The organism is Sphingosinithalassobacter sp. LHW66-3, assembly GCF_050703275.1.
GTDB lineage: Bacteria > Pseudomonadota > Alphaproteobacteria > Sphingomonadales > Sphingomonadaceae > Sphingomonas.
The window spans coordinates 2,668,865-2,693,773 of the sequence record NZ_CP193482.1; the positions used below are offsets into that span (position 1 = coordinate 2,668,865).

A 24,909-nucleotide genomic window follows, 5' to 3' on the forward strand; every position below is an offset into this window, starting at 1 on the left:
CCGATGCGGAAGGCAGCGGCGAAGGCCCGGCGATAGCGGAGGAGGGAAAGGCCATGCAGGCGGAAGGTTCCGACGCGGGGATGCGGGCGGGCATGCATTGCAGGCGCGAGGATGGCACGGATGAGGCGAGCAGGACAGGGGCTTTGTGCATGCGAGGCGCACATCGGTCGCCTTTCGCCGGCCCAGCGGCTAGGGCGGGGCGATGCCGCGGCTGATCCTGTTCAACAAGCCCTATGGCGTGCTCTCGCAGTTCAGCGGCGGCCCGGAGGGCGTGGCGCGGGCGACGCTGGCGGCATGGATCGACGTGCCCGGCGTCTATCCGGCCGGACGGCTCGACAAGGACAGCGAGGGGCTGTTGCTGCTGACCGACGACGGGCGATTGCAGGCGCGGATTGCCGAGCCGCGGCACAAGATGCCCAAGACCTATCTGGCGCAGGTGGAGGGCGTGCCCGGTGCGGACGCGCTCGATCGGCTGCGCCGGGGCGTGACGCTGAACGACGGCATGACACGGCCGGCGGAAGCGGCGGTGATCGAGCCGCCGCCGCTGTGGGGGCGCGATCCTCCGATCCGCTATCGCAAGAACGTGCCCGACAGCTGGATCGCGCTCACCATCACCGAAGGGCGCAATCGCCAGGTGCGGCGGATGACCGCGGCGGTGGGCCATCCGACGTTGCGGCTGGTGCGCTGGCGGGTGGGCGACTGGACGGTCGAGGGGCTCGCGCCGGGGGAGTGGCGCGACGCGGGCTAGAAGAGCGCGAAGAGGAGCAGCGCCACCGCCAGGCCGATCACCGGCACAGCGACCGTGAGCGCGCCGACCGGCCCATAGGCGGCCTGATGCGTTTCGCCGCAGATCGCGCGGATGGTGGTGACGACATAGCCATTGTGCGGCAGGCTATCGAGCGCGCCCGAGGCGATGGCGACGGTGCGGTGGAGCTCCGCAGGATCCGCGCCGGCGCCGAGATAGTGCGGCGCGATCAGCGGGAGCGCGATCGTCTGGCCGCCCGACGCGGAACCGGTGAGGCCCGCGATGACGGTGACGGCGATCGCGGCGCCGATCAGCGGGTCGCCGGGCAGATCGCGCACCATCTCCAGCGCCTGCTGGAATGCGGGCGAGAGGGTGGCGACCGCGCCGAAGCCGACGACGGCGCAGGTGTTGGTGATCGCCACCACCGCGCCGGTCGCGCCGACCGAAAAAGCGCCCGGCATGCGCGCGCGCTCGCGCAGGCCGATCAGCATCGCGATCACCGTGCCCGCGCTGAGCGCCACGACCAGCGCCCATTTGTCGAGCGACTGCGCCGGCAGCATCGCCGAAAGCGCGCCAAGGCTCTGCGGATATTGGAACGCCATGAACACAGCCAGCACTGCGGCCAGCGGCAGCAGGCAGAGCAGCGGGTGGGGGAGCGGGCGCTCGTCGGCCTCGGCGCCCTCGACCTGCTCGTCGCTCGGGCGGCTCTCGAACCGCTCGCCGCGCGCGACCGCGCGGCGCACCATGCGCTGGAGCCACCAATAGCCGAGACTCGCCATCAGAATTGCGACGATCAGGCTCACCTGCCAGCCGGCATAGGCAGTAGTGCCGAGATACTGCATCGGGATGAGGTTCTGGATCTCGGGCGATCCGGCGCTCGTCATGGTGAAGGTGACCGAGCCGAACGCGAGCGCCGCGGGGATGAACCGACGCGGTAGATCGGCCTGGCGGAACAGGGGCACGGCAAGCGGATAGACCGAGAAGGCGACGATGAAGACCGAAACGCCGCCATAGGTGAGCAGCGCGCAGGCGCCGACCACCGCGAGTACGGCATGGCGAATGCCGATGGTGCCGACGATCCACCGCGCCACGCTTTCCGCCGCGCCCGACACGCGCATCACTTCGCCGAAGATCGCGCCGAGCAGGAACATGAAGAACCAGTCGGCGAAGAAGCCGGTGAAGCCGGCCATATAGGTGGTGGCGTAATCGGGCGCGCCGCCGCTGGCGAGCGGGGGAAGCCAGGCGATGCCGCTCGTCAGCGCCACCACCGCCGCGGCCACCGGGCCGGCGATCAGGATGTTCACGCCGCGCACGGTCATGAAGATGAGCAGCGCGAGCGCGCCGATCAGGCCGATTGCCGCGATCATGGTCGCAGTGTCCTCCCCAGGTTACAGGGCGACCCTGCCACAGGCGCACGTGCTGTGCGAGGCCCGGGCGACTCCGGCTGCGTCTAGGCCGACCGCCCCGGCAGTGTCACGCCGCTTGCTTCACGCGCGCCACGCCAGCCAGCGAATTGGGGCCGGCGCTGACGAGATCGACCTCGACCATGTCGCCGATCGCGGCATCGGTTTCCAGATGCACCGACTGGAGCCACGGCGACTTGCCGATCATCTGGCCGGGGTGGCGGCCGGCGCGTTCGAGGAGAACGGCGCAACTGCTGCCGACGCTGGCGTCGTTGAACGCGAGCTGATGCCGGTTGAGCGCGGCCTGGAGGCGCTGGAGCCGCTCGTCGGCGACTGCATCGGGGACGAAGGCGTCCTCCATTTCGGCTGCCGGGGTGCCGGGCCGCGGGCTGTATTTGAAGCTGAAGCACTGGGCATAGCCGACTTCGTCGACCAGCCGCAGCGTATCCTCGAACTCGGCATCGGTTTCGCCGGGGAAGCCGACGATGAAGTCGCCCGACAGCGCGATGTCCGGCCGCGCGGCGCGCACGCGATCGAGGATGCGCAGATAGCTGTCGCGCGTGTGGCTGCGGTTCATCGCCTTGAGCACGCGGTCGCTGCCGGACTGTACCGGCAGATGGAGGAACGGCATCAGCTTTTCGACGTCGCGATGCGCGTCGATCAGCCCCTGCGTCATGTCGTTGGGGTGGCTTGTCGTATAGCGGATGCGGGCGAGGCCGGGGATGCGATCGAGCGCGACGATCAGATCGTGCAGCCCGCGCTCGCCCTCGGACCAGGCGTTCACATTCTGCCCCAGCAGCGTGATCTCGCGGGCGCCGGCATCGACCAGCGCCTTCGCCTCGTCGATCAGCGAGTCGAAGCCGCGGCTGACTTCGGCGCCGCGCGTATAGGGCACGACGCAATAGGTGCAGAATTTGTCGCAGCCTTCCTGCACGGTGAGGAAGGCGGTGGGGCCGACCCTGCGCCGGGCGGGGAGCGCGCCGAACTTGGCGATCGCCGGCATGTCGGTATCGAGGCTGGCGGTGCCGCGCGCCGCGTCCGCCACCAGCCGGGGGAGGTTGTGATAGGCCTGTGGGCCGACCACCACGTCCACCTTGGCGCGGCGAATGATCTCTTCGCCCTCGGCCTGCGCGACGCAGCCGGCGACGGCGATCATCGGCGCGCGCCGACCGTGCTCGCCCGCGTTCTTCCGCAGCCGGCCGATTTCCGAATAGACCTTTTCGGTCGCCTTTTCGCGGATGTGGCAGGTGTTGAGCACCACCAGATCGGCGGCGCCCGCATCGTCGGTCGCGGTGAGCCCTTGCGCCGCCATCAGCTCGGCCATGCGCTCGCCGTCATAGACGTTCATCTGACAGCCGTAGGATTTGACGTGATAGGTTTTCGGATCGGTCATTTGCCCCGCGCTATAGCGGGTCGGAGCGCGTGATGCATCCCCCGGAGGGGCACACCCGCAGCGCCAATCCTGGTGTTCCGGCGAAGGCCGGAGCGTTGGCGCACAGCTGAACTCCTCCCAGCGCTCCGGCCTTCGCCGGAGCACTGCGCTGGGGGTCCGGCCGATGGCATCTATTCTGCGTCGCCGCCCGCAGCTGTGTCTGCCGTCGGCTGCGGACGCTTCCCCGCCCACCAGTCGTGGCCGATGAATTCCTGCGGCGGGCTGCCGGTGCGTTCCTCGAAGGCAGCGCTGATGCGGCGCTTGGCTTCGGCGGCGAGGAGCTTGCGCGTCGGAAAGTCGCGCGGGTGGAAGGGGTCGAGGAACACGCAGCGCACCGAGAAGCTGCCGCGGTTGGAGAGGACACGGATCGCATTGTCCTTGCCGCTCTCCTCGCCGATCCACGAGAGGTTGCGGCCGCGCGCGTCGAACACCAGCAGGATCGGCTGGACCATCACGCCGGGCGGGGGCGGCTCGAGCACCTTGAGCAGCGGCGACTTGAACGGCAGCAGCGAAGCGCCGTCCGTCGTCGTGCCTTCGGGGAACACGGTAACCGCCCAATTGTCGTGAAACGCCTCGCGCAGCTGGTTGATCTGGTCGGCGACGCGCAGCCGCTCGTTGCGGGCGACATAGACGGTGCGGTTGAGGCTCGCGAGCCAGCCGACCAGCGGTGCCTTCTGAAGCTCGGCCTTGGCGACGAACGCGCTGCCGCTGGCGCCGCCGATCGCGAGAATGTCGATCCAGCTGACGTGATTGGAAATATAGAAGACGTCGCGCTTCAGCGGCACGCCGATCCGCTTCACGCGCGCGCCGGCGATACGGGCGACCCAACCGAGGAACAGCCGCGGCCAGGGCGAGGGAAGACGGAAGATGCGGAACAGATAGTGCAGCGGGATCGCGACCAGCGCTGCCAGCAGCATCAGGCAGACCCGCAGCCAGAGCCTACACCAGCCGATGAAGCCGACCTTCGGCGGCCGGCCCTGCGCGGCCGCGTGATGCCGTTCTTCGGGAGTTTCGACCACCGAGCCTCAGCTCTTTCGGTCGAGCGATACGCCGTAGAGTTCCATGCGATGGTCAACGAGGCGGAAGCCGAGCCGTTCCGCGATCTGCTTCTGCAACAGCTCGAGCTCGGGATCGACGAATTCGATCACCTTGCCCGTTTCGACGTCGATCAGATGATCGTGGTGCGCCTCGGGAGCCGGCTCGTAGCGGGCACGGCCGTCGCCGAAATCGTGCCGGTCGAGAATGCCCGCCTCTTCGAACAGGCGGACCGTGCGATAGACGGTCGCGATCGAAATGCCGGGATCCACCGCCGAGGCGCGCTCATACACCTTCTCGACGTCGGGATGGTCCTCCGCCTCGGACAGCACGCGCGCGATCACGCGCCGCTGCTCGGTGATGCGCAGCCCCTTTTCCTGGCAGAGTGCTTCGAGATCGATCTTGCGGCCCATGAGACTTCCAACTGGTGCCTCACCGCTCTACCGCCAAGCGGCACGTGGGGGCAAGAGCGTGCTCCGCGAGCGGACCGAATTCCGCGACGTCGCCTGCACGAGCCCGCACGGCGACGTCGCGGCGAGATCTCAGCGCTTGCGGCGCTTGGTGCCGAGGCCGATCTTCTTGGCGAGCGTCCGGCGCTGTTCGGCATAGTTGGGCGCGACCATCGGGTAGTCCGCGGGCAGATTCCACTTCGCGCGATACTGCTCGGGAGTCATCTGATAGTGCGTCATCAGGTGACGCTTCAGCATCTTGAGCTTCTTTCCGTCCTCGAGGCAGACGATATAGTCCGGCTTGATCGACGAACGGATCGAGACCGCCGGCTCCTGCTTCACTTCGGGCTCAGATGCTTTCCCGTCGAGGCCGGAGAGCGCACCATGAACATTCTGAATAAGAAGCGGAAGGTCGGAAACGGCCACACTATTGTTGGATACATGCGCGGCCACGATATCCGCAGTCAAGGTGACTAGCGTTTCCTGCATGTCGTTTTGCGAATCCATTATAATTCCTTTCGACCCGATATAACGCGACTATCCTGTCGCTGGCGGCGCGCTTATCCGGTCATTTTGGATCGAAGGCAAGAGCCGCCACCATGGGTGAAGAAAAAATCATCCGATCTTTCGCGAAAATGTCTCGCCGTCGAACAGTTGTCCGTTCCTACCTCTATAATAGCCGCGCCGCTCACCAACTTTGGTAAATCCTTCGCGCTGGTATAGACGCGCAGCAGCGTTGCCCGCGCGTACCTCCAGGTGCAGGTCGAGGACGCGACGCTCGCGGGCCTCTTCGACCACCGCGCGCAGCAATGCTCCACCGACACCGCGACCGCGACTTGCCGGCCGAGTAGCGAGCAACAACAGTTCGGCCTCGGGACCTGCCGAGCGCGCCAGGGCGAAGCCCGCAGCCTCTCCGTTCAGTTCGGCCAGAGTGAGCCAGGCGCCGGGAAGCGACAGCATTCCCATGCACTGCGGCGTCGTCCATGCTTCGCCGTAGCGGGGGTCGAAGGCCTCCTGCATGATCGAATTGACGAGCGCGAGGTCGTGAGCGCCGCCCGGCCGCAGCGCCACGAGATTCACGGTCGTGCTCACGCGCGTGCTCCGGGGATCTTCGCATCCGGCGCGCGCCCGTAGATCGGCCGCGGCGGCAGCGCGGCGGCATCGGGGGGCAGCAGCACGGCATCGGCTGCGTCGGGCAGTGTTGCGTGGAGCCTCAGCGCCGGATCGAGCGCTGCGAGATGCCGGACACCGCTGCCGAACGCGGCGCGGCCGGCGAGCGCGGCGCAGGCGAGATCGGGCACGAGCGAGCGGAGCGGCCCTTCCGGCGCCGGCGGCGAAGCAGTGAACCCCTGCATGAAGACTTCACCATGTCCGCCTTCCAGAACGACCGCAAGCGCCCGCAGGGCGGGGTCGGCGGCGAACGCGGCGGCGGCGACCAGCGCAGTCGAGGAATAGCCGAAGACGGGCACTCCCCAGCCGATGCCGAGTGCACGCGCTGCCGCCAGGCCGACGCGGACGCCGGTGAAGCTGCCGGGGCCGCAGTCGACGAGTAGCCGTTCCGCACGGCCCTGGCCCGGAAGCTCTGCGATCATCGGCACCAGCCGCTCGGCATGGCCGCGGCCCACGACTTCATGGAGCGCCGCCACCCGCTCGCCGCCTTCGATCAGCGCGACCGAGCAAGCGGCGGTCGCGGTTTCGATGACGAGCGTGCGCCGATCAGCCGACGCGATTGAACCGCTCGAATTCGGGCCGGGGGCTGCGGTCGAAGATGGTGGAGGGGTCGCCATGGCCCAGCGTGGAAATGAAGTTGGATTTCACATGGGGCTGGCCGGGGAAGAAGGCTTCGTCAACCTTGGCGTTGTCGAATCCCGACATGGGACCGGTATCGAACCCCAGCGCACGCGCGGCGATGATGAAATAGGCGCCCTGGAGCGAGGAATTGCGAAAGGCATGTTCCTTGCGCTTTTCGAGCGCGCCTTCGCCTTCGAACCAGCTTTTGGCGTCGGTATGCGGGAAGAGGTCGGGCAGATGCTCGTGAAAATTCCAGTCCATGCCGATGACGACCGCGGCGGGAGCCTTGCGGATCTTGTCGGGATTGGTGCCGGTGGCGCAATCGGCGAGCTTGTTCTTGCCTTCCTGGCTGAGCAGCCAGACGAAGCGGGCGGGGTGCTGGTTGGCCGATGTGGGGCCCATCTTCAGCAGATTGTAGATGGCACGGATGTCGGCTTCGGTGACGGGGGCGTCGGTATAGCCGTTGTAGGTCCGCGCGGTGCGAAAGATCGTGTCGAGCCCCGCCTCGCTGAGAGGTTCGCCCATGGTGCTTCTCCTATTCGTCGATATCGAGGAGGCGCGCAGTGTCAGACGGCGCGGACCTCGGTCACTTCGGGAACATAGTGGCGCAGCAGCTGCTCGATGCCGTTCTTGAGCGTGGCCGTGGAAGAGGGGCAGCCCGCGCAGGCGCCCTGCATCTGGAGATACACCTTCCCCTTGTCGAACCCGCGATAGATGATGTCGCCGCCATCATTGGCGACGGCCGGGCGAACGCGGGTGTCGATCAATTCGCGGATCTGCGCCACGATGTCGGCATCCTCGGGATCGTCGCCGAACTCGGCGCCCTCGGGCGGCACGGCGATGCCGGCTGCCGTGCCGGGGCGGAACAGCGGCATGTTACCCGAGAAATGATCGAGCAGGATGCCCAGCACGTCGGGCTTGAGCTGGCTCCATTCGACGCCGGGCGCGGCGCTGACCGAGATGAAGTCGCGGCCGAAGAAGACTCCGGTGACGTCGCCGAGCGAGAAGAGCGCCTCGGCGAGCGGCGAGGCTTCGGCTTCCTCGGGCGTGGCGAAATCGCGCGTGCCCGCTTCCATCACCGTGCGGCCGGGAAGGAACTTCAGAGTCGCGGGATTGGGCGTGGCTTCGGTTTCGATCAGCATGTCCGCCATGTGGCGGCGCGGCCGCCCCGGATCAAGGCGCACGGCGGCAACACAGCGTTGCGATCCCCGCCCGCTGGCGGTGATCAGCTGTCCATTGGCTTGTGCGCCGCATTCCAGCGCAGCACGTTCGCGCGCGCTTCCTGAACGAAGGCGGAGCGCTTCACGATGCCGAGGAACAGTTCGGCGATCCACTTGCCGGGATTGCGCAACGGCCGCTTGGTCTGGATCAGCAGGACCACGCGCGTGCCCGACGTGTCGTTCCACACCTCGTGGTCATAGGTGTCGTCGAACACCAGCGTCTCGCCCTCGGCCCAGCGCAGGACGCGGTCTTCCAGGCGCATCCGCACGTCGCCGTCCCGGGGAATGACCAGGCCGAGATGGCAGGTGACCAGCCCCTTGGTCACGCCACGATGCGGCGGAATATGCGTGCCCGGTGCGAGGATGGAGAAGAAGGCGCTGTTGAGATCGGGGATCTGCGCCACCAGCGCATTGGTTATCGGGCATTGTGCGATATTCTCGTCGATCCGATAGCCATAACCCCACAGGAAAAAGCTGCGCCAGCGGTTCATCGGCGCGATCGCGCGGTGATCGGGCGAGATGCTGGCGAGCGAAGGCACTTCGCGCGCGAGGCCGGCGCGGATCGCCTCTTCCCGGATCGCTTCCCAGTTTTCGCGCAGCGACGCCGTCCACGGGAAGTTTCGCACGTCGAGCACCGGATCGTTCGGGATCAGCGACGAGCGCGCGATGATCCGGTCGAACAGGCCGCGCAGATGCTTGCCGACACGGATGACGAGCGGCCTGCCGCGCTGGGCCTTCAGCGGCGCCTGCGGGATCGGGGCGCCGGAGACGAGGTTGAGATCGGGAACGCGAACCGGCGCCGGCCAAGCATCGGGCTCGACAGAATTATGCCACATTTTCCGCTGTTCCGTACCCTGGCCGATCGTCACATCGCTCCCCGTCGATCCGTTCGCCGCACGATGCGACTCGGTGCTGGAGATCGTGTGAGGCGGTCCAGCCCGGCCTTTGCTGATGTTCGGCTGTCCGTCCGGATAGCGTCCAGTTTCGTCGAAAACATGGCGCGCAAGCCGCGTTCTGTGCTGGCGGGGCGGGAGGCGCGCGGTTAGGATCGGGTCATGTTCATGCTTGCCCGCGGTTTCCGCATCGCCGCCGCCGCGCTCGCCCTTGCCGGCGCCGCCGTTCCCGCCCTCGCCCAGCAGACCGCGCCCAGCGTCGCGCCGGCGGCACAGCCCGACACGACGCCGTGGATCTATCGCGGCAGCGACATTCCGCGCGACCCGCAATGGCACTTCGGAACGCTGGACAACGGCCTGCGCTATGCCGTCCGCCGCAACGGCGTTCCGCCCGGTCAGGTCTCGGTGCGCGTGCGGATCGATGCCGGATCGCTGATGGAGCGGGATTCGGAACGCGGCTTCGCCCATCTGCTCGAGCATCTCGCCTTCCGCGGGTCGGAGCATGTGCCGGACGGCGAATCGCGCCGCATCTGGCAGCGGCTGGGCGTGACCTTCGGATCGGACAGCAACGCGTCCACCACCTTTACGCAAACCGTCTATCAGCTCGACCTGCCGAGCGCGGACCGGGAGGGGCTGAGCGAAAGCCTGAAGATCCTGGCCGGAATGATGGAGAATCCGACGATCACCCAGGAAGCGCTCGATGCCGAGCGGCCGGTCGTGTTGGCCGAGGCGCGCGAGCAGCCCGGCCCGCAGGTGCGGCTGGAGGACGCGATGCTGCGGCTGGTGTTCGCCGGCCAGCCGCTTGCCGAGCGCAAGCCGATCGGCACGACCGAGGCGCTGACCGCCGCCACTCCAGAGGCAGTGCAAGCGTTTCAACGCCGCTGGTACCGCCCCGAGCGGGCCGTGGTCGTGATCGCCGGCGATGCGGATCCGGCGGTGCTAGAGCAGCTGGTGGTCGAGCATTTCGCCGACTGGCAAGGCACGGGCCCGGCGCCCGAGACACCGGACTTCGGCACGCCGGGCGATGGCCATCCCGTGAGTGCGACGCTGGTGGAGCCTGCGCTGCCGACGTTGGTCAGCTTCAACGTCCTGCGGCCGTGGACAGTGACGTTCGACACGATGCGCTTCAATCAGGAGCGAATGGTCGACCTGGTGGCGGTGCGGATCATCAATCGCCGACTCGAATCGATCGCGCGTTCCGGCGGAAGTTTCCTCGCGGCGGGCGCGAATCTCGACGATGTCGCCCGATCGGCGAATGTGACGACGGTGCAGGTTCTGCCGGTGGGCGATGATTGGGAGCGTGCACTCCGCGAGGTGCGCGGCGTGATCGCCGATGCGGTCGCGACTCCGCCGACGCAGGCGGAGATCGATCGCGAAGTGGCCGAGATCGACGCGGCGATGCGCAATGCGATCGCCACCGAGCCTGTGGAGCCCGGATCGCAGATCGCCGATACGCTCGTCGAGGCGGTCGACATCAACGAGGCAGTGACCAACGCCGAGGGAAGCTACATTATCTTTCGCGGCGCGGTGGATGGCGGCATGTTCACGCCCGAGGCGGTGCAGGCCGCCTCTGCCCGCGTGTTCGACGGAGTGGCGATGCGCGCGATCGTCAACACGCGCGTCGCCGACGATACGGCGACGACGCGGCTCGCGGCGGCAGTGGAAGCCGACGTCGGCGGCGGCGAGCGGCGCGATACTGTCGGCGCAGTGGACATCGACGATTTGCCGGTGCTCGGAACGCCGGGCGCGGTGGTGCGCCGGACGGTGGCGCTCGACGATCCGACGATCGAGCAGATCGCGTTCGACAATGGCGTCGAGCTGCTGCTCCACCAGAATGATTCGGAAGTGAACAAAGTGTATGTGCGTGTACGCTTCGGCGGCGGCATCAACGCGCTGCCGGCCGACCGGCCCGCCCCCGGCTGGGCCGGGGAGATGGCCCTGATGGCGAGCGGCATCGGCGATTTCGGCCAGGAGGAGCTCGATGCGCTGACCGGCGACCGTCAGATCGAGCTGGGCTTCGGCGTCGGCGAGGACGCCTTCATCCTGGCGGGGCAGACAACGCGCGAGGATCTTGCCGACCAGCTTCGGCTGTTCGCCACCAAGCTGGCGGCGCCGGGCTGGGATCCCAATCCGGTCGAGCGGGCCCGGGCAGTGTTGCTGGCCGGCTATGCCGGGCTTTCCGCCTCGCCCGACGGCGTGCTGTCGCGCGACCTCGATTCGCTGCTGCACGCCGGCGATCCGCGCTGGGGCGTCCCGCCGATCGAGGAGATCGAAGCGTTGACGCCCGAGCGCTTCCGCGCCTTCTGGGAGCCGCTGCTGGCGCAGGGGCCGATCGAAGTGCTCGTGTTCGGCGATCTCGAGAGCGAGACGGCAATCGAAGCGGTCGCCGCCACTTTCGGCGCGCTGGCCCCGCGTGAGGCGATGACCCAGCCGGTGCCGCCGGTGCGATTCCCCGAGCATGTCGCGACACCGGTGGTGCGCACCCACGAAGGCCAGCCCGATCAGGCCGCGGCGGCGATCGCGTGGCCCACCGGCAGCGGCAGCGCCGACATTCCGGAAAGCCGCAAGCTCGAAGTGCTGGCCGCGATCTTCCGCGACCGACTGCTCGAGGAACTGCGCAGCCAGGCGGGGGTGAGCTATTCGCCCAACATCGTCAGCCAATGGCCGGTCGGCTTGCCGGGCGGCGGCAGCCTGGTGGCGCTCGGCATGGTGCCCCCGGACAAGACGGGGTTTTTCTTCACGCTGGCGCGCGGGATCGCCGCCGATCTGGTGGCTCGTCCGGTAGAAGCCGACGAGCTGCAACGCGCGATCGTGCCGTTGATCGAAGGACTGCGGCGGCGATCGACCGCCAATCCCTTCTGGATGGCATTGGTCGAAGGCGGCACGCGCGATCCGGCGCGGCTCGCGGCCGTGCGCAGCATCGCCGACGATGTGGTCGGGACCACGCCGGCCGAGTTGCAGGCGCTCGCCGCGAAATATCTCCAGCCGTCGAAGGACTGGACGATGGTGGTGGTGCCCGAGGGCAGCGCCGCGGCCGAAGCCGCGCCGACGAACGCCGCGGCCGTAGGGCGCTGACCGCCGTTCCGCCGCGCGAGAGCGCGAGTCAGGTCCAGTGAACGCCGGCGGTGCGGTTGCCCGGCGCCGCACTGGCCCTGCCGGCGAGCGCCCGCTCGGTGAGGCTATCCTCGGTAGAGCGCATCCAACCGCTCGCCATAGACCTTGCGGAGCACGTGGCGGCGAATCTTGAGGCTCGGGGTCAGCTGCTCGTTCTCGATCTGGAAGGGCGCGTCGGCCAGGATGAAGCGGCGGACGCGCTCGATCTGCGACAGATCGTGATTGACGCGCTCGACTGCCTTCCCCAGCGCCGCGCGATAGTCGAGATCCTGCGCCAGTTTCTCGAAGTCGCAGGGATTGCCGCTCTTGGCGCACCATTCCTGCGTCCATTCTGGATCCGGGACGAGCACCGCGGTCATATAGGGCTTGCGGTCGCCATAGATCATCGCCTGGACGATCTCGGGCTGGAGCGTCAGCATGCCCTCGATCTTCTGCGGGGCGACGTTGTCGCCCTTGTCGTTGACGATGATGTCCTTCTTGCGGTCGGTGATCCGGATCCGGCCCTTGGCGTCGATCTCGCCGATGTCGCCGGTATGGAGCCAGCCGTCCTTGAGGACGCGGTCGGTCTCGTCCTCGTTGCGCCAATAGCCGTGCATCACGAGCTCGCCGCGCACCAATATCTCGCCGTCCTCGGCGATCCGCACTTCGACGCCTTCGAGCGGCGGGCCGACCGTGTCGTGCTTGAGACCCGCCTTGGGACGGTTGCACGAGATCACCGGCGCGGCCTCGGTCTGGCCATAGCCTTGTAGGAAGGTGAGGCCGAGCGAATCGAAGAAGATCCCGATCTCAGGATTGAGCGGCGCCCCGCCCGAGACCATCGCCTTCATCCGCCCGCCGAAGCGCTTGGCGATCTTGGGTTTGAGCGTGGCCTTGAGGAACAGGTTCATCGGTTGATCCTGCACCGGCACGCCGCCCGCGCTCCGCTTGGAGCCGATCTTCACCGCGCGGTCGAGCAGATAGGCGGAGAACTTGCCCTGTTTCTCGATCGCCTTGCTGATGCGGGTGCGGAGCACTTCGAACAGGCGCGGCACGACGACCATGATCGTCGGCCGGACCTCCTCAATGTTCGAGGCAAGCTTCTCGAGCCCCTCGGCATAATAGATCTGGGCGCCGAGGCCGATCGGGAAATGCTGCCCGCCGGTATGCTCATAGGCGTGCGAAAGCGGCAGGAACGAGAGGAAAATCTCGTCGTCCCAGCCGAAATCCTCGGAGATCAGCGCGGTGCATCCTTCGACATTGTGGAGGATCGCGCCGTGATGCTGGCACACGCCGCGCGGTGCGCCGCCGGTGCCGCTCGTATAGATGATGCAGGCGAGGTCGGAGCGCTTGAAGGTGGCGCGTGCCGCCACGGCTTCGGGATCGGCGGGGTGCGCCTCGATCAGGCTGCGCCACTGATGATATTCCATGCTGCCCGACTGGCTGGCGCGCATCTCGTCGATCGCGATCACCATCCGGACGGTGTTCGAGCGGACCGCCGCCGGCATCAGGTTGCGCGCGAGCTTGGCGTTCGAGACGATAATCGCGCAGGCGCCCGAATTCTCAATGATATGGGCGTGATCGCGCTCGGTATTGGTGGTGTAGGTCGGCACCGTCACGCAACCCGCCGCCATGATCGCGAGATCGCTTATGCACCATTCGGGGCGATTGTCCGAAACGAGCATCACGCGGTCGCCGCGGCGCAGTCCCATCGATTCCAGCGCGGTGGCGAGCCCCGCGACTTGGCGGGCGGCCTCGGACCAGCTCGTCGCCTTCCATTCGCCGTCCGCCTTTGCCCAGAGAAAGGGCGCGTCGCCCTTCTCCTTCGCGCGTGCGAAGAACATGCTGACGAGGTTTTCGAACCGTTCGAGCCTGCGCATCCTGTCTCCCGTCTTCGTTACGGTTGTATTCAACCGCGTTGTTCTTATTCGGTTGCGGCGGTGCCGACGCTGCGCGGATCGGCGGCGCCGCGCCAGCCCTCCGGCGTGCGTTCGACGGCAGTGACCTTCGACCCCTGATCGGCAGCGCGGACGGCGCCGAGCGGCGCGATTTCCCGGGCAAGTTCGGTGCCGAGCGGAGTCGCTTCGATCAGCAAATCCGCGTCGTCGTAGTAAAGATTGGGCAGCGCCATCGCCTCGGCGACGGGCAGATCCCAGTCGAGCACGCCGATCAGTGTCTTGGCGACGTGCATGATGATCCGCCGTCCGCCCGCCGAGCCGAGCGCCAGCACCGGCCGGCCGTCGGGATCGTACACGATGGTCGGCGACATCGATGACAGCGGGCGCTTGCCCGGCGCGACGGCATTGGCCACCGGCGCGCCGGCTTCCTCGGGCGCGAAGCTGAAATCGGTGAGCTCGTTGTTGAGGACATAGCCGTTGGCGAGCAGCTGGCTTCCGAACGGCCCCTCGACGGTCGAGGTCATCGAGACGACACTGCCCGCCCGATCGACCGCGACGAAATGCGTGGTGCCGGGTACGTCGGGCTGTACCGCATCGGTCCGCGGCTGCGCGCCGGGCGGGGTGCCGGGCTGATAGCGTTCCAAGGCGCGATCGGGCGCGATCAGCCGCGCACGATGCGCGAGATAGCCGGGATCGACGAGTCCCGCGACCGGCACGGAGACAAAGTCCGGATCGCCGAGATACTTGCCGCGGTCGGCATAGGCGAGCCGCATCGCCTGGCCGATCAAATGCCATGCAGTGGGCGAACGCGCGCCCATCTCGCCGATGTCGAACCGTTCGAGCATGCCGAGGATCTGGAGCACGGTGGTGGCGCCCGAGGAGGGCGGGCCCATGCCGCAGACGGTGTAGTCGCGATAGCCGCCGCACACCGCCGGGCGCTCGACCGCGCGATAGGCGGCGAGATCGCCGAGCGTCATGTCCCCCGGGCTGTTCGGGCTTTGCGCGACCCTGTTGACGATCGCTTCGGCATTCTCGCCGGTGTAGAAGGCATCGGCGCCTTCGGCGGCGAGGCGGCGGAGGAAGGCGGCGAGCGCCGGATTGCGGATATGATCGCCGACTTCGAGCGGCTCGCCGTCGTTCAGATACAGCGCCGCGGTCTCGGGAAAGTCGGCCCAGCGCGGTGCCAGCATTCGCGTATAGGCGGCGAGCGGGGCAGTGACGTCATAGCCCTGTTCGGCAAGGCGGATCGCAGGCTGGAAGAGAGCCGCCCAGTCGAGCCGCCCCCATTTTGCATGCGCCATCGCCATCAGCCGGAGATTACCCGGAACGCCCACCGAGCGACCCCCCGGCACGGCTTCGAGGAACGGCATCGGCGCGCCGTCGGCAGTGAGGAACCGGTCCGGGCGGGCCGCCGCAGGCGCGGTCTCGCGACCGTCGATGGTGGTCAGGACGCGCGTTTCGGCGTCGTGGTGCAGCAGAAAGCCGCCGCCGCCAATGCCGCTCGACTGGGGCTCGACGACCGTGAGTGCGACGAGCATCGCGAGCGCGGCGTCGGTGGCGCTGCCGCCCTGGCGCAGCATCTCGCGGCCCGCCTCGGTCGCGCGCGGATCGGCGGAGGCGACCACTCCCTGGGCGCATGCGGCTGCCGGGAGGAGGAGGGCGATGAACGCAACGAGCAGCCTTTTCATGCGCCTGCCGTAGCGGTGTTTTCGTGCCAGCGCAAAGCGGCTCAGCCGCGCTTTCGTGCGGCGAGAGCGGCCAGGATCGCGTGGATCAGTCCGGGTCCGCGGTAGACGAGACCGGAATAGAGCTGGATCAGGCTCGCCCCCGCGTCGAGCCGCGCCAGCGCCTCGTCCGCGCTGTCGATCCCGCCGGCGGAGACCACCGGCAGCGCGCCATTCGCCGCCGCGAGCGCTTCGACGAGCTTGGCGCGGGCGAGAGCCGCGAGCGGTGCGCCGGAGAGGCCACCGGTTTCGCCGACGTGCGAGGAGCGCAGTCCGTCCGGGCGCGAGATGGTCGTGTTTCCCACGATCAGCGCGTCAACTCGATTGTCGATCGCCGCGCGTACGGCTCCCTCGATGCCGGCACGATCGAGATCGGGCGCGATCTTCAGGAACAGCGGCCGGAGGCGCGCATCCGGCAGCACGCGCGCGGCATCGCAGGCGGCAAGGAGATCGTCGAGCGCCGGTCGCGACTGAAGATCGCGCAGGCCCGGCGTGTTGGGCGAGCTGACATTGACCGTGATGTAATCGGCAAGCGGCGCGGCGCGCGCCACGCCCTGGGCATAATCGGCGATCCGATCCGCCGAATCCTTGTTCGCGCCGACATTGATGCCGAGCACGCCGCTGCGGTCGCGCCGCTTGGCGATCCGCGCCAGTGCCGCGTCGAGACCGCCGTTGTTGAAGCCCATGCGGTTGATCACGGCTTCGTCTTCGGCAAGCCGGAACAGGCGCGGCCGAGGATTGCCCGGCTGCGGGCGCGGGGTGAGCGTACCGACTTCGACCGAGCCGAAGCCGAGTGCGAACAGCCCGGGCACGGCCACTGCATCCTTGTCGTATCCCGCTGCGAGGCCGAGCGGATTGGGGAAGACGATGCCGGCTACTTCGGTCTGCAGCGACATATCCGTTCCGGAGGCGTTGAACGGCGTTCCTGCGGTGATCCAGAGGCGCAGCGCGGCGAGCGAAGCGCCGTGCGCCTGCTCGGCATCGAGCGCGAACAGCAGGGGGCGGAGCGGATAGGCCATGCGCCGGTGTTTGCACCGGAGCGGAGCAACGTCAAAGCGGCCGCGTGCCGGAATGTCGTTTGGGTTCAATACCGCAGCAGGTCTCGGTGCTAGTACGGAGCTGCGACCCGAGGGGTTCCGCCAACAGGGGGACCCTTTCTAACTGGCCCGGCCGATTCGTTGGCCGGGCCGTCTTTTATCGCCGCCACCTGAACGATATAGTCCTGCCTTCGGTCATCTGAGGTGGGGTACTCAGGCCAATGCAGCACGCCGGAACCGACCGCGGAGGCAAGGCTTCCGTGGCGAAAGCCGTCCGCACGACCGATGCCGCAGGCGAGGGCAAGGGTGTCGTGCTGCGCTCCGCCCCAGGCGGGCCTGCGCTACGCTTCATCGATACCGAAGGGCCGCTGAAGCCGCTCGTCGAAACCTATTATCTGTATCGCTGGGATGCGCGCGAAGTGGAGGGCGTCGAACGAGTCGACGTCGGCCAGATCCGCTTCATGCTGAAAGGCGAGGGAGTGCTCCTGTTTCCCGACGGCCGCGAAGAACATTCGCGCCCGGTGATGATCAACGCGCCGGGGACCGCGGCTGCGCGCTACCGCGTCGAAGGACCGTTTCACTGTTTCGGCGTTTCGCTGCGGCCGATCGGCTGGCGTTCCCTGGTGAGGCTTCCGGCGCATCAGGTCGCCGATCGGGTGATCGACGGAGCCGAGGTGTTTGGACCCGAGGTGATTGCGCTGCTGGCGGAGCTGCGGCGCCTGGAGACGCTGGAGGAAATGATCGCAGCCGTCGAGCCGTTCCTGCAGGCGCGGCGGCAATCCGTGCCTGTTTCCCATCTGGCGCTGGCGCAGGCAGTGCGGGAATGGTCGGCGTCCGAGACGCTCGACGTACAGGCGCTCTACGATGCCGTTCCCGGCATGACGCCGCGCCAGGTAATGCGGCTGTGCAACGAATATTTCGGCGGATCGCCGACTCACCTGCGCCGCAAGTTCCGTGCGCTGCTGGCGGCGCTGCGCCTCTATCGCGGCGAGCGGGCTGCCGATGTCGCCGCACCCTTTTCCGATCAGTCGCACATGATCAACGAAGTTAAGCACTATACCGGCCACACGCCCACCAGCCTGCGCGAGCGGATCGATCCGGTGCTGGCGGCGACGCTGGACAAGGAAACCTTCTACATGTTGCCCGAGGCAGTGCCGGAAACGCTTGACCCACACGACGATTGACCCCAGATGCCAATCGGAACGAGTTGGTCCGATTGATGATGCGCCTGTCCTCCCTTGCCGATTATGCGGTGGTGATGCTCACCGCCGCCGCACGCCATTGCGGCGGGGCGGGGCGGCTGAACGCAACGCTGCTCGCCGAGGAAACCGGGCTGCCGCTTCCGACGGTGCAGAAGCTGGTCAGCCGGCTGTCCGCAGCCGGGCTGGTGGAGAGCGCGCGCGGGACCGGCGGCGGATTCCGCCTCGCGCGACCGCCGGCGGCGATCACGCTGGCCGATATCGTCGAAGCGATCGACGGGCCGATCGCGATGACCGCCTGTGTCGATGAAAAGGGCCGCGACTGCGCGGTTGAAGAGAATTGCCGCGTGAAGCCGCACTGGAACCAAGTGAACGGCGCCGTGCGCGGCGCGTTGGCCAGTGTGACACTGGCGTCCCTGAACACAAATCCGGTGCGCGAAGCCGCTCCGATTGGAAGCTGAACCATGGCCACGAAAAACGCCGAGGCGCTTGCCGCCGCGAACAAGAAATATGAATGGGGCTTCGCGTCCGAGGTCGAGCAGGACTTTGCGCCCAAGGGGCTGACCGAGGACACGGTGCGCTTCATCTCCGCCAAGAAGGGCGAGCCCGAATGGATGCTCGACTGGCGGCTGAAGGCGTTTCGGATGTGGCAGGAGATGACGGCGCCCGACTGGGCCAAGCTGAACATCGCGCCGATCGACTATCAGGACGCCTATTATTACGCCGAGCCCAAGCAGAAGAAGACGATCGCCTCGCTCGACGAGCTCGATCCCGAGATCCGGCGGACCTATGAAAAGCTGGGCATCCCGATCGAGGAGCAGAAGGTGCTCGCGGGCGTCGAGGGCGCGCGCAAGGTGGCTGTCGATGCGGTGTTCGACAGCGTCTCGGTCGCGACGACCTTTCGCGAGGAGCTGAAGGCCGCCGGCGTGATCTTCCTCTCGATCAGCGAGGCGATCCGCGAGCATCCCGAGTTGGTCAAGAAGTGGCTCGGCAAGGTGGTGCCCCAGCGCGACAACTATTTCGCGACGCTCAACAGCGCGGTCTTTTCCGACGGCACCTTCGTCTATGTGCCCGAGGGCGTCCGCTGCCCGATGGAGCTGTCGACCTATTTCCGCATCAACGCCGAGAATACGGGTCAGTTCGAACGGACGCTGATCGTCGCCGACAAGGGCGCATTCGTCAGCTACCTCGAAGGCTGTACCGCGCCGATGCGTGACGAGAACCAGCTGCACGCCGCGGTAGTCGAGCTCGTCGCGCTCGACGATGCGGAAATCAAATACTCGACGGTGCAGAACTGGTATCCGGGCGACGAGAACGGCAAGGGCGGCATCTATAACTTCGTCACCAAGCGCGCGCTGTGCCAGGGGAAGAATTCCAAGGTCAGCTGGACCCAGGTCGAAACCGGCAGCGCGATCACCTGGAAATATCCCAGCTGCGTGCTGAACGGCGAGAACAGCGTCGGCGAATTCTATTCGGTCGCAGTGACCAACGGCCGGCAGCAGGCCGATACCGGCACCAAGATGATTCACAACGGCAAGAACAGCCGATCAACGATTATCTCGAAGGGGATCAGCGCGGGCCGCAGCGACAACACCTATCGCGGGCTGGTGCGCGTCGGGCCGAATGCGGAGAATGTCCGCAACTTCACGCAATGTGACAGCCTGCTGCTCGGCGACCGGTGCGGCGCGCACACGGTGCCCTATATCGAAGTGAAGAACCCGTCCGCGCAGATCGAGCATGAGGCGACGACCAGCAAGATCAGCGACGATCAGCTCTTCTATGCGATGCAGCGCGGGCTCGACACCGAAAGTGCGGTGGCGCTGATCGTCAACGGCTTCGCCAAGGAAGTGCTGCAGCAGCTGCCGATGGAATTCGCAGTCGAGGCGCAGAAGCTGCTCGGCATCAGCCTTGAAGGTTCGGTGGGGTGATCTCGCCGCTGCTCCTCCTCGCCGCTGTCGCGATGCAGGACGTGCCTGCGCAGGACGCCGTCTTCGAAGAGGAAGCGGAGGCGATCGTCGTGCAGGCGACGGTGGGGCGCGTGGCGCTCCTCTTCGATCGCGCTGCCGACGGCCGGCTGGAGAATTGCCGAGTCTTCATCTCGAGCGGTGTCGACTCGCTCGATGCGGAAGCCTGTGCAACCGTGCCTGACTGCGCCGCGGACGTGGCCGAGGCCGGTGCGTGCATCGACGTGTCGCTGGTTACGCTGGCCCCGCGGCGCGCGGCTGCGGCGGAAGCCGCGCCCGCGATGGCGCTCACGCTGCCGAAGCTGGTCGAGCCGCGCACCGCCGCAGAGATGCCTGCGGTCGGCCCTGCCGTACGCGGCGCGGCGGAGGACGATCCGAACCGGCTTCCCGACCTGCCCCCGCCGCCGCGTGACATGACCAGCGCACCGGCGATCACCTTCGGGCCCGGTCCCGACACGATGCCCTGATTGGAACAGAGACACGCATGTTGAAGATCGAAAACCTCCACGCCGAAATCGACGGCAAGGAAATCCTCAAGGGGCTCGACCTCGAAGTCCGCGCGGGCGAGATCCACGCGATCATGGGGCCGAACGGCGCGGGCAAGTCGACGCTGGGCTATGTGCTCGGCGGGCGCGACGCTTATGAAGTGACGGCCGGTTCGGTCACCTTCCTGGGCGAGGATCTGCTGGAGATGGAGCCGCACGAGCGCGCGGCGGCCGGGCTGTTCCTCGGTTTTCAGTATCCGGTCGAAATTCCCGGCATCTCGAACGTCCAGTTCCTGCGCGAGGCGTTGAACAGCCAGCGACGCGCGCGCGGCGAAAATCCGCTTTCCGGCGCGGAGTTCCTGAAGCTTGCCCGCGGCCAGGCCGATGCGCTTGGGATGGACCAGGAGATGCTCAAACGGCCGGTGAACGTCGGCTTTTCGGGCGGCGAGAAGAAGCGCAACGAGATGGTGCAGATGGGTATCCTCGGCCCGAAGTTCGCGATCCTCGACGAGACGGATTCGGGCCTGGACATCGATGCGCTGAAGACCGTGGGCGACGGTATCAACCGCATCCTGCGTGCACCGGACAAGGGCGTGCTGCTGATAACCCATTACCAGCGGCTGCTCGACTATGTCCGGCCGGACAAGGTGCATGTGCTCGCCGATGGGCGGATCGTGCGCTCGGGCGGGCCGGAACTGGCCGAGGCGCTGGAGCGCGAAGGCTATGCGGCGGTGGCGGCGTGAGCGCGGCCGACACCTTGGAACGGGCGCCTGGCCCACCGGAGGACGTCCAGCGGCAGGAGGATCTGCGCTGGTTCGATACCGGCAGGCTGGCCCGTTACGAGACGGAAGCGCCGAGCGGTGCGCTGCCCACCCTCGATGATTGGTGGATCGATCTGCCCGGCCCGCGGCTCGTGTTCGTCGATGGGGTCTTTCGCGCGGAGCTGAGCGCGCCGGGCGAGGTTCGCGTGACGAACGGCGGCACGGAGCTTGCCGGCAATCCGCTCGCCGATCGCGCGGTGCGCGAGGCGCGCGCGGGGTTCGCGATTGTGGTCGGCAAGCGCGGCGTGATCGGGACGGTGCAGATCGTCTACGTCTCGACGGGCGGCAGCGCGCACTATGCCAACAAGATCGTGCTCGAGGAGGATGCCCAGGCATCGATCGTCGAGACACACCTCGGCTCCGGCTGGGCGAATGTCGCCAACTGGTATGAGGCGAAGCGCGGGGCGCGGCTCATGCGTGCCGTGCGCGCGGTGAAGACCGGCGGCGCCTTCACCGATCATGCCGCGTCCTGTGTCCCCGAGGCGGCGAGTTTCATTTCGACGGCGCTGGTGCTCGGTTGCGACACTGCGCGGCTGGAAACCGGCAACATCGCCAGCATGCCCGGTGCCTATGTCGAAGTGGGCGGCGCGCTGCTGGCGTGCGGAGAGCAGATGCTCGGCACGTTCAATCTGGTCGACCATGCGGGCGAGGAAGGTACCAGCCGGCAGACCTGGCGCGCGGTGGCGAGCGAGCGGGCTACTGCAAGCATCGCGGCTCGGGTGGTGGTTCGCCGCGGCGCGCAAAAGACCGACGGCGAACAGTCGCTGCGGGGACTGCTGCTCGACCGCACGGCGACGATCAATCTGAAGCCCGAGCTGGAAATTTTCGCCGACGACGTGAAGTGCGCCCATGGCGCCACAGTGGGCGAGCTCGACCGGCGCGCGCTTTTCTATCTCCAGAGCCGCGGACTGGCTGAAGGCGCCGCCAAGGCGCTGCTGACCCGCGCCTTCGTTGCCGATGCGCTCGACCGGATCGGCCAGGAACCGGTGCGCGAGGCGTTCGCGGCCGATGCGGAGAAGTGGCTGGGGGAGGCGCTGTGACACCTCTTTCCTGCGCGAATCCGCTTGTGTCGAGCAAAGTCGAGACACGATGCGCGTCAGGTGCGGCGCGTCCCGCGACCGCGCCCGGGACGCGCGGAGAGGGTGCGACATGCAAGTGACGGCCGACATGCGCCCGCTCGACGTGCTCGCCGACTTTCCGGCGATCCCTTCGGGCTGGGCGTATCTCGATACCGCCGCGACCGCGCAGAAGCCGCGCCCGGTGATCGATGCGATCACGCGCGGCTATGGCGAGACCTATGCCACCGTCCACCGCGGCGTCTATCAGCGGTCGGCGGACATGACGCTCGCCTATGAGGCGGCGCGGGCGCGGGCGGCGAGATTCCTGGGGGCAGGTTCGGCCGACGAGATCGTATTCGTGCGCGGAGCGACCGAAGGCATCAATCTGGTGGCGCAGAGCTGGGCCGTGTCGCAGCTGCGCGCGGGCGACCGGATCCTGCTGAGCCAACTCGAGCATCATTCGAATATCGTGCCGTGGCAGCTGGCGGCCGAGCGGATCGGTGCGCACATTGACGTGCTGCCGCTGACCGAAGACCAGCGGATCGATCTCGATGCGATGGCCGAGATGCTGACCTCGCGGCATCGGTTGGTCGCGCTGGCGCATGTCTCGAACGTCACCGGATCGGTGCTCGACGCGCGGCGGGCGGCGGAACTGGCGCATGGCGTGGGCGCGAAGCTGCTGCTGGACGGCTGCCAGGCGGTGCCGCGGATGCCGGTCGACGTCGGTGCGCTCGACTGCGACTTCTATGTCTTTTCCGGGCACAAGCTCTACGGTCCCACTGGTGTCGGCGTGCTGTGGGGCCGCGCCGAGCTGCTCGACGCGATGCCGCCGTGGCAGGGCGGCGGATCGATGATCGACAAGGTCTCGTTCGAGCGCACGACCTATGCCCCGCCGCCGGGTCGATTCGAAGCGGGAACGCCGCACATCGTCGGTGCGCTGGGGCTGCACGCGGCGATCGATTACGTCGAGGCGATCGGGCTCGACCGGATCGATGCGCATGAGGCGGCACTGGTCGCCGAAGCGCGCGCACGACTGTCGGAGATCAACAGCGTGCGCCTGTTCGGGCCGGAGAATTCGGCGGGGATCGTCAGCTTCGGCGTCGAGGGGGTGCATCCGCACGACATCGCCACCATCTTGGACGAGAGCCGGGTGGCGATCCGCGCGGGGCATCACTGCGCGCAGCCGCTGATGGAGGCGCTGGGCGTCGAAGCGACGGCGCGCGCGAGCTTCGGAGTGTATAATTCGGCGGCCGACGTCGCGGCGCTGGTGCAGGGCGTCGAGCGCGTCACGCGGATTTTCGGGTGAAGATGATGAACGAGGAAAGCAAGATCGTGGCCGAGGAAGTCGAGCGGGTCGACGCGCCGCCGCGCGCCCGGGTGGAGGACGCGCGCGACACCTATGAGCGTAAGCGCGATTATCTCACCGGCTTCCTTGCACAGAAGCCCGAGCCGGCGAACAGCGGGGAGCCGGGCGGCGCGCTCTACGATGCGATCGTCGAGGCGCTGAAGGAAATCTACGATCCGGAAATCCCGGTGAACATCTATGACCTGGGGCTGATCTATGGCGTCGAGGTCACCAACGACGGCCATGCCGTCGTGACGATGACGCTGACGACGCCGCATTGCCCGGTCGCCGAATCGATGCCCGCCGAAGTCGAGCTGCGGGTCGGATCGGTGCCGGGTGTGGGCCATTCCGAAGTGAACCTCGTCTGGGATCCGCCGTGGGATCCGGGCAAGATGAGCGACGAAGCGAAGCTCGAGCTGGGAATGCTCTGACCCCGGACGAGCGCAACAGAACCGTTGGTGTCGAGCGAAAACGGGACACGCTGATGTGGCGCAACGCTTGTCGACTGCGCTCGAAGCGAACGGGAAAGGTAAGTGAGACATGGCAACCACCACCCGCGAACGCCCCGCCGTGCTGAACCTGACGCACGCTGCCGAGGCGCGGATCGCCGCGCTGATGGCGCGGGCGCCGGAGGGGACGATCGGCGTTAAGCTCTCCACGCCCCGCCGCGGCTGTTCCGGCCTCGCCTATTCGGTGGATTATGTCGCCGAGGCGAATCCGATGGACGAACGGATCGACACACCGGGCGGCGCCTTCTTCGTCGATGGCGCTTCGGTGCTCTATCTGATCGGATCGACGATGGACTGGGTGGAAGACGATTTCACCGCGGGGTTCGTATTCGAGAATCCCAATGCCAAGGGTGCCTGCGGCTGCGGCGAGAGCTTCACGGTTTAGCCGTAGCCCAGCGTTCGAGGCGGGCACGCATCCGGCGCACGTGGCTGCCCGGCCAATAGCTGCGGCCGCATGCGGGGCAGGTGCGAAAGGGGCCGGAAAGGCTGCGAGCCGAATCCGGAATATCCGGGAGCCTGTCCGGCTCAACTGTCCGCAGCGGTTGATTGTCGACCAGGCAGCGCGTGAATGGCGCTTCCAGCCAGTCGAGATCGGCCCCGCCGACAAGCGCAGCCGCCTGTTCGTCGAGCGTATCGCCGGTGAGGAGAATTGCGCCCGCATTACACTCGGCGAGCGCGCGAGCCCGCGTTACCAGCCTGCGGCGCTCTGACGCGGCGCGCGCCAGAACCGCCGGATCCTGGGCCTCGGACTCCACCACTGCGGTGTCGTGCCCGGCAGCGCGCGTCCAACGGGCGAGACCGAGCAGCATGC

At 67.4% G+C, this 24,909-nt stretch carries 25 protein-coding genes; 11 read left to right on the forward strand and 14 right to left on the reverse strand.

Features of this window, described 5'->3' with window-relative positions; translation table 11 throughout:
• Window positions 1-202 precede the first annotated feature (202 nt).
• Window positions 203-748, forward strand: a complete 546-nt coding sequence (locus ACQ450_RS13170) for a pseudouridine synthase (protein ID WP_431469607.1) — start codon at window positions 203-205, stop codon at window positions 746-748.
• Here the strand turns inward: ACQ450_RS13170 and ACQ450_RS13175 are convergent.
• The 10 genes from ACQ450_RS13175 to ACQ450_RS13220 form a co-directional block, all read right to left on the reverse strand.
• Window positions 745-2,112: a GntP family permease gene (locus ACQ450_RS13175; RefSeq protein WP_431469608.1), complete on the reverse strand. Its 1,368-nt coding sequence runs from the start codon at window positions 2,110-2,112 to the stop codon at window positions 745-747. The two genes, ACQ450_RS13170 and ACQ450_RS13175, sit on opposite strands and share 4 nt — an antisense overlap.
• Window positions 2,113-2,218: 106 nt before the next feature.
• Window positions 2,219-3,541 (reverse strand): tRNA (N6-isopentenyl adenosine(37)-C2)-methylthiotransferase MiaB, encoded by a 1,323-nt coding sequence (miaB, locus tag ACQ450_RS13180; RefSeq protein ID WP_431469609.1) that lies wholly within the window; start codon window positions 3,539-3,541, stop codon window positions 2,219-2,221.
• A 170-nt stretch (window positions 3,542-3,711) separates the two neighbouring features.
• Window positions 3,712-4,599: a lysophospholipid acyltransferase family protein gene (locus ACQ450_RS13185; protein WP_431469610.1), complete on the reverse strand. Its 888-nt coding sequence runs from the start codon at window positions 4,597-4,599 to the stop codon at window positions 3,712-3,714.
• Between the two features lie 6 nt (window positions 4,600-4,605).
• The gene (locus tag ACQ450_RS13190) at window positions 4,606-5,028 is read right to left on the reverse strand and encodes a Fur family transcriptional regulator (protein ID WP_188054180.1); all 423 of its coding nucleotides are present in this window, start codon (window positions 5,026-5,028) and stop codon (window positions 4,606-4,608) included.
• A 129-nt stretch (window positions 5,029-5,157) separates the two neighbouring features.
• The gene (locus ACQ450_RS13195; RefSeq protein ID WP_188054181.1) at window positions 5,158-5,571 is read right to left on the reverse strand and encodes a MucR family transcriptional regulator; all 414 of its coding nucleotides are present in this window, start codon (window positions 5,569-5,571) and stop codon (window positions 5,158-5,160) included.
• Between the two features lie 108 nt (window positions 5,572-5,679).
• Window positions 5,680-6,156 carry a GNAT family N-acetyltransferase gene (locus tag ACQ450_RS13200; RefSeq protein ID WP_431469611.1) on the reverse strand — a complete coding sequence of 159 codons (477 nt, stop codon included), beginning with the start codon at window positions 6,154-6,156 and terminating at the stop codon, window positions 5,680-5,682.
• Complete coding sequence (gene tsaB / locus ACQ450_RS13205) at window positions 6,153-6,851, reverse strand: tRNA (adenosine(37)-N6)-threonylcarbamoyltransferase complex dimerization subunit type 1 TsaB (protein WP_431469612.1); 699 nt, start codon at window positions 6,849-6,851, stop codon at window positions 6,153-6,155. The genes ACQ450_RS13200 and tsaB overlap by 4 nt, the downstream gene beginning before the upstream one ends.
• Entirely contained in the window at window positions 6,781-7,380 is a 600-nt protein-coding gene (locus tag ACQ450_RS13210; RefSeq protein ID WP_431469613.1) for a malonic semialdehyde reductase, read from the reverse strand. Before ACQ450_RS13210 ends, tsaB begins: the two co-directional genes overlap by 71 nt.
• Window positions 7,381-7,421: 41 nt before the next feature.
• Window positions 7,422-7,997, reverse strand: coding sequence for a NifU family protein (locus tag ACQ450_RS13215; protein ID WP_188056557.1), 576 nt, complete (start codon window positions 7,995-7,997; stop codon window positions 7,422-7,424).
• A gap of 83 nt (window positions 7,998-8,080) precedes the next feature.
• Window positions 8,081-8,911 (reverse strand): aspartyl/asparaginyl beta-hydroxylase domain-containing protein, encoded by an 831-nt coding sequence (locus ACQ450_RS13220; protein WP_431469614.1) that lies wholly within the window; start codon window positions 8,909-8,911, stop codon window positions 8,081-8,083.
• A gap of 219 nt (window positions 8,912-9,130) precedes the next feature.
• Between ACQ450_RS13220 and ACQ450_RS13225 the strand changes: the two genes are divergently transcribed.
• Window positions 9,131-12,043 carry a M16 family metallopeptidase gene (locus ACQ450_RS13225; protein WP_431469615.1) on the forward strand — a complete coding sequence of 971 codons (2,913 nt, stop codon included), beginning with the start codon at window positions 9,131-9,133 and terminating at the stop codon, window positions 12,041-12,043.
• A 104-nt stretch (window positions 12,044-12,147) separates the two neighbouring features.
• On the opposite strand, the gene ACQ450_RS13230 is transcribed toward ACQ450_RS13225, so the two are convergent.
• The 3 genes from ACQ450_RS13230 to ACQ450_RS13240 are packed head-to-tail and all read right to left on the reverse strand — an operon-like array spanning window position 12,148 to window position 16,699.
• Window positions 12,148-13,938: an AMP-dependent synthetase/ligase gene (locus ACQ450_RS13230; RefSeq protein ID WP_188054185.1), complete on the reverse strand. Its 1,791-nt coding sequence runs from the start codon at window positions 13,936-13,938 to the stop codon at window positions 12,148-12,150.
• A 44-nt stretch (window positions 13,939-13,982) separates the two neighbouring features.
• The gene (gene ggt / locus ACQ450_RS13235) at window positions 13,983-15,644 is read right to left on the reverse strand and encodes a gamma-glutamyltransferase (protein ID WP_431469616.1); all 1,662 of its coding nucleotides are present in this window, start codon (window positions 15,642-15,644) and stop codon (window positions 13,983-13,985) included.
• Between the two features lie 41 nt (window positions 15,645-15,685).
• Window positions 15,686-16,699: a quinone-dependent dihydroorotate dehydrogenase gene (locus ACQ450_RS13240; RefSeq protein ID WP_431469617.1), complete on the reverse strand. Its 1,014-nt coding sequence runs from the start codon at window positions 16,697-16,699 to the stop codon at window positions 15,686-15,688.
• A 278-nt stretch (window positions 16,700-16,977) separates the two neighbouring features.
• On the opposite strand from ACQ450_RS13240, the gene ACQ450_RS13245 reads away from it, so the two are divergent.
• From ACQ450_RS13245 to ACQ450_RS13285, 9 genes are all read left to right on the forward strand, one after another.
• Complete coding sequence (locus tag ACQ450_RS13245) at window positions 16,978-17,901, forward strand: helix-turn-helix domain-containing protein (RefSeq protein WP_431469618.1); 924 nt, start codon at window positions 16,978-16,980, stop codon at window positions 17,899-17,901.
• A 38-nt stretch (window positions 17,902-17,939) separates the two neighbouring features.
• Window positions 17,940-18,377, forward strand: a complete 438-nt coding sequence (locus ACQ450_RS13250) for an SUF system Fe-S cluster assembly regulator (protein WP_188056559.1) — start codon at window positions 17,940-17,942, stop codon at window positions 18,375-18,377.
• Between the two features lie 3 nt (window positions 18,378-18,380).
• Window positions 18,381-19,844 (forward strand): Fe-S cluster assembly protein SufB, encoded by a 1,464-nt coding sequence (sufB, locus tag ACQ450_RS13255; protein WP_431469619.1) that lies wholly within the window; start codon window positions 18,381-18,383, stop codon window positions 19,842-19,844.
• Window positions 19,841-20,347, forward strand: coding sequence for an energy transducer TonB family protein (locus ACQ450_RS13260; protein ID WP_431469620.1), 507 nt, complete (start codon window positions 19,841-19,843; stop codon window positions 20,345-20,347). Before sufB ends, ACQ450_RS13260 begins: the two co-directional genes overlap by 4 nt.
• A gap of 17 nt (window positions 20,348-20,364) precedes the next feature.
• Window positions 20,365-21,108, forward strand: a complete 744-nt coding sequence (gene sufC, locus ACQ450_RS13265) for a Fe-S cluster assembly ATPase SufC (RefSeq protein WP_431469621.1) — start codon at window positions 20,365-20,367, stop codon at window positions 21,106-21,108.
• On the forward strand, window positions 21,105-22,226 hold the full coding sequence (locus ACQ450_RS13270; protein ID WP_431469622.1) for a SufD family Fe-S cluster assembly protein: 1,122 nt from the start codon (window positions 21,105-21,107) through the stop codon (window positions 22,224-22,226). The genes sufC and ACQ450_RS13270 overlap by 4 nt, the downstream gene beginning before the upstream one ends.
• A gap of 109 nt (window positions 22,227-22,335) precedes the next feature.
• Window positions 22,336-23,550, forward strand: coding sequence for a cysteine desulfurase (locus ACQ450_RS13275; protein WP_431469623.1), 1,215 nt, complete (start codon window positions 22,336-22,338; stop codon window positions 23,548-23,550).
• Window positions 23,551-23,555: 5 nt separating this feature from the next.
• Window positions 23,556-24,020 carry an SUF system Fe-S cluster assembly protein gene (locus ACQ450_RS13280; RefSeq protein WP_431471229.1) on the forward strand — a complete coding sequence of 155 codons (465 nt, stop codon included), beginning with the start codon at window positions 23,556-23,558 and terminating at the stop codon, window positions 24,018-24,020.
• 109 nt (window positions 24,021-24,129) lie between these two features.
• On the forward strand, window positions 24,130-24,483 hold the full coding sequence (locus ACQ450_RS13285) for a HesB/IscA family protein (RefSeq protein WP_431469624.1): 354 nt from the start codon (window positions 24,130-24,132) through the stop codon (window positions 24,481-24,483).
• Here the strand turns inward: ACQ450_RS13285 and ACQ450_RS13290 are convergent.
• Window positions 24,473-24,907, reverse strand: coding sequence for a Mut7-C RNAse domain-containing protein (locus ACQ450_RS13290; protein ID WP_431469625.1), 435 nt, complete (start codon window positions 24,905-24,907; stop codon window positions 24,473-24,475). The genes ACQ450_RS13285 and ACQ450_RS13290 overlap by 11 nt on opposite strands.
• Between the last annotated feature and the right edge of the window lie 2 nt (window positions 24,908-24,909).

Coding starts and splice junctions, on each gene's coding strand:
- ACQ450_RS13250 (WP_188056559.1), top strand. CDS start 17,940: ATGCGCCTGTCCTCCCTTGCCGATTATGCGGTGGTGATGCTCACCGCC.
- ACQ450_RS13170 (WP_431469607.1), top strand. CDS start 203: ATGCCGCGGCTGATCCTGTTCAACAAGCCCTATGGCGTGCTCTCGCAG.
- ACQ450_RS13240 (WP_431469617.1), bottom strand. CDS start 16,699: ATGGCCTATCCGCTCCGCCCCCTGCTGTTCGCGCTCGATGCCGAGCAG.
- ACQ450_RS13175 (WP_431469608.1), bottom strand. CDS start 2,112: ATGATCGCGGCAATCGGCCTGATCGGCGCGCTCGCGCTGCTCATCTTC.
- ACQ450_RS13290 (WP_431469625.1), bottom strand. CDS start 24,907: ATGCTGCTCGGTCTCGCCCGTTGGACGCGCGCTGCCGGGCACGACACC.
- ACQ450_RS13285 (WP_431469624.1), top strand. CDS start 24,130: ATGGCAACCACCACCCGCGAACGCCCCGCCGTGCTGAACCTGACGCAC.
- ACQ450_RS13190 (WP_188054180.1), bottom strand. CDS start 5,028: ATGGGCCGCAAGATCGATCTCGAAGCACTCTGCCAGGAAAAGGGGCTG.
- ACQ450_RS13280 (WP_431471229.1), top strand. CDS start 23,556: ATGAACGAGGAAAGCAAGATCGTGGCCGAGGAAGTCGAGCGGGTCGAC.
- ggt (WP_431469616.1), bottom strand. CDS start 15,644: ATGAAAAGGCTGCTCGTTGCGTTCATCGCCCTCCTCCTCCCGGCAGCC.
- ACQ450_RS13210 (WP_431469613.1), bottom strand. CDS start 7,380: ATGGGCGAACCTCTCAGCGAGGCGGGGCTCGACACGATCTTTCGCACC.
- ACQ450_RS13220 (WP_431469614.1), bottom strand. CDS start 8,911: ATGTGGCATAATTCTGTCGAGCCCGATGCTTGGCCGGCGCCGGTTCGC.
- tsaB (WP_431469612.1), bottom strand. CDS start 6,851: ATGGCGACCCCTCCACCATCTTCGACCGCAGCCCCCGGCCCGAATTCG.
- ACQ450_RS13215 (WP_188056557.1), bottom strand. CDS start 7,997: ATGCTGATCGAAACCGAAGCCACGCCCAATCCCGCGACTCTGAAGTTC.
- sufB (WP_431469619.1), top strand. CDS start 18,381: ATGGCCACGAAAAACGCCGAGGCGCTTGCCGCCGCGAACAAGAAATAT.
- ACQ450_RS13230 (WP_188054185.1), bottom strand. CDS start 13,938: ATGCGCAGGCTCGAACGGTTCGAAAACCTCGTCAGCATGTTCTTCGCA.
- ACQ450_RS13195 (WP_188054181.1), bottom strand. CDS start 5,571: ATGGATTCGCAAAACGACATGCAGGAAACGCTAGTCACCTTGACTGCG.
- ACQ450_RS13225 (WP_431469615.1), top strand. CDS start 9,131: ATGTTCATGCTTGCCCGCGGTTTCCGCATCGCCGCCGCCGCGCTCGCC.
- sufC (WP_431469621.1), top strand. CDS start 20,365: ATGTTGAAGATCGAAAACCTCCACGCCGAAATCGACGGCAAGGAAATC.
- ACQ450_RS13275 (WP_431469623.1), top strand. CDS start 22,336: ATGCAAGTGACGGCCGACATGCGCCCGCTCGACGTGCTCGCCGACTTT.
- miaB (WP_431469609.1), bottom strand. CDS start 3,541: ATGACCGATCCGAAAACCTATCACGTCAAATCCTACGGCTGTCAGATG.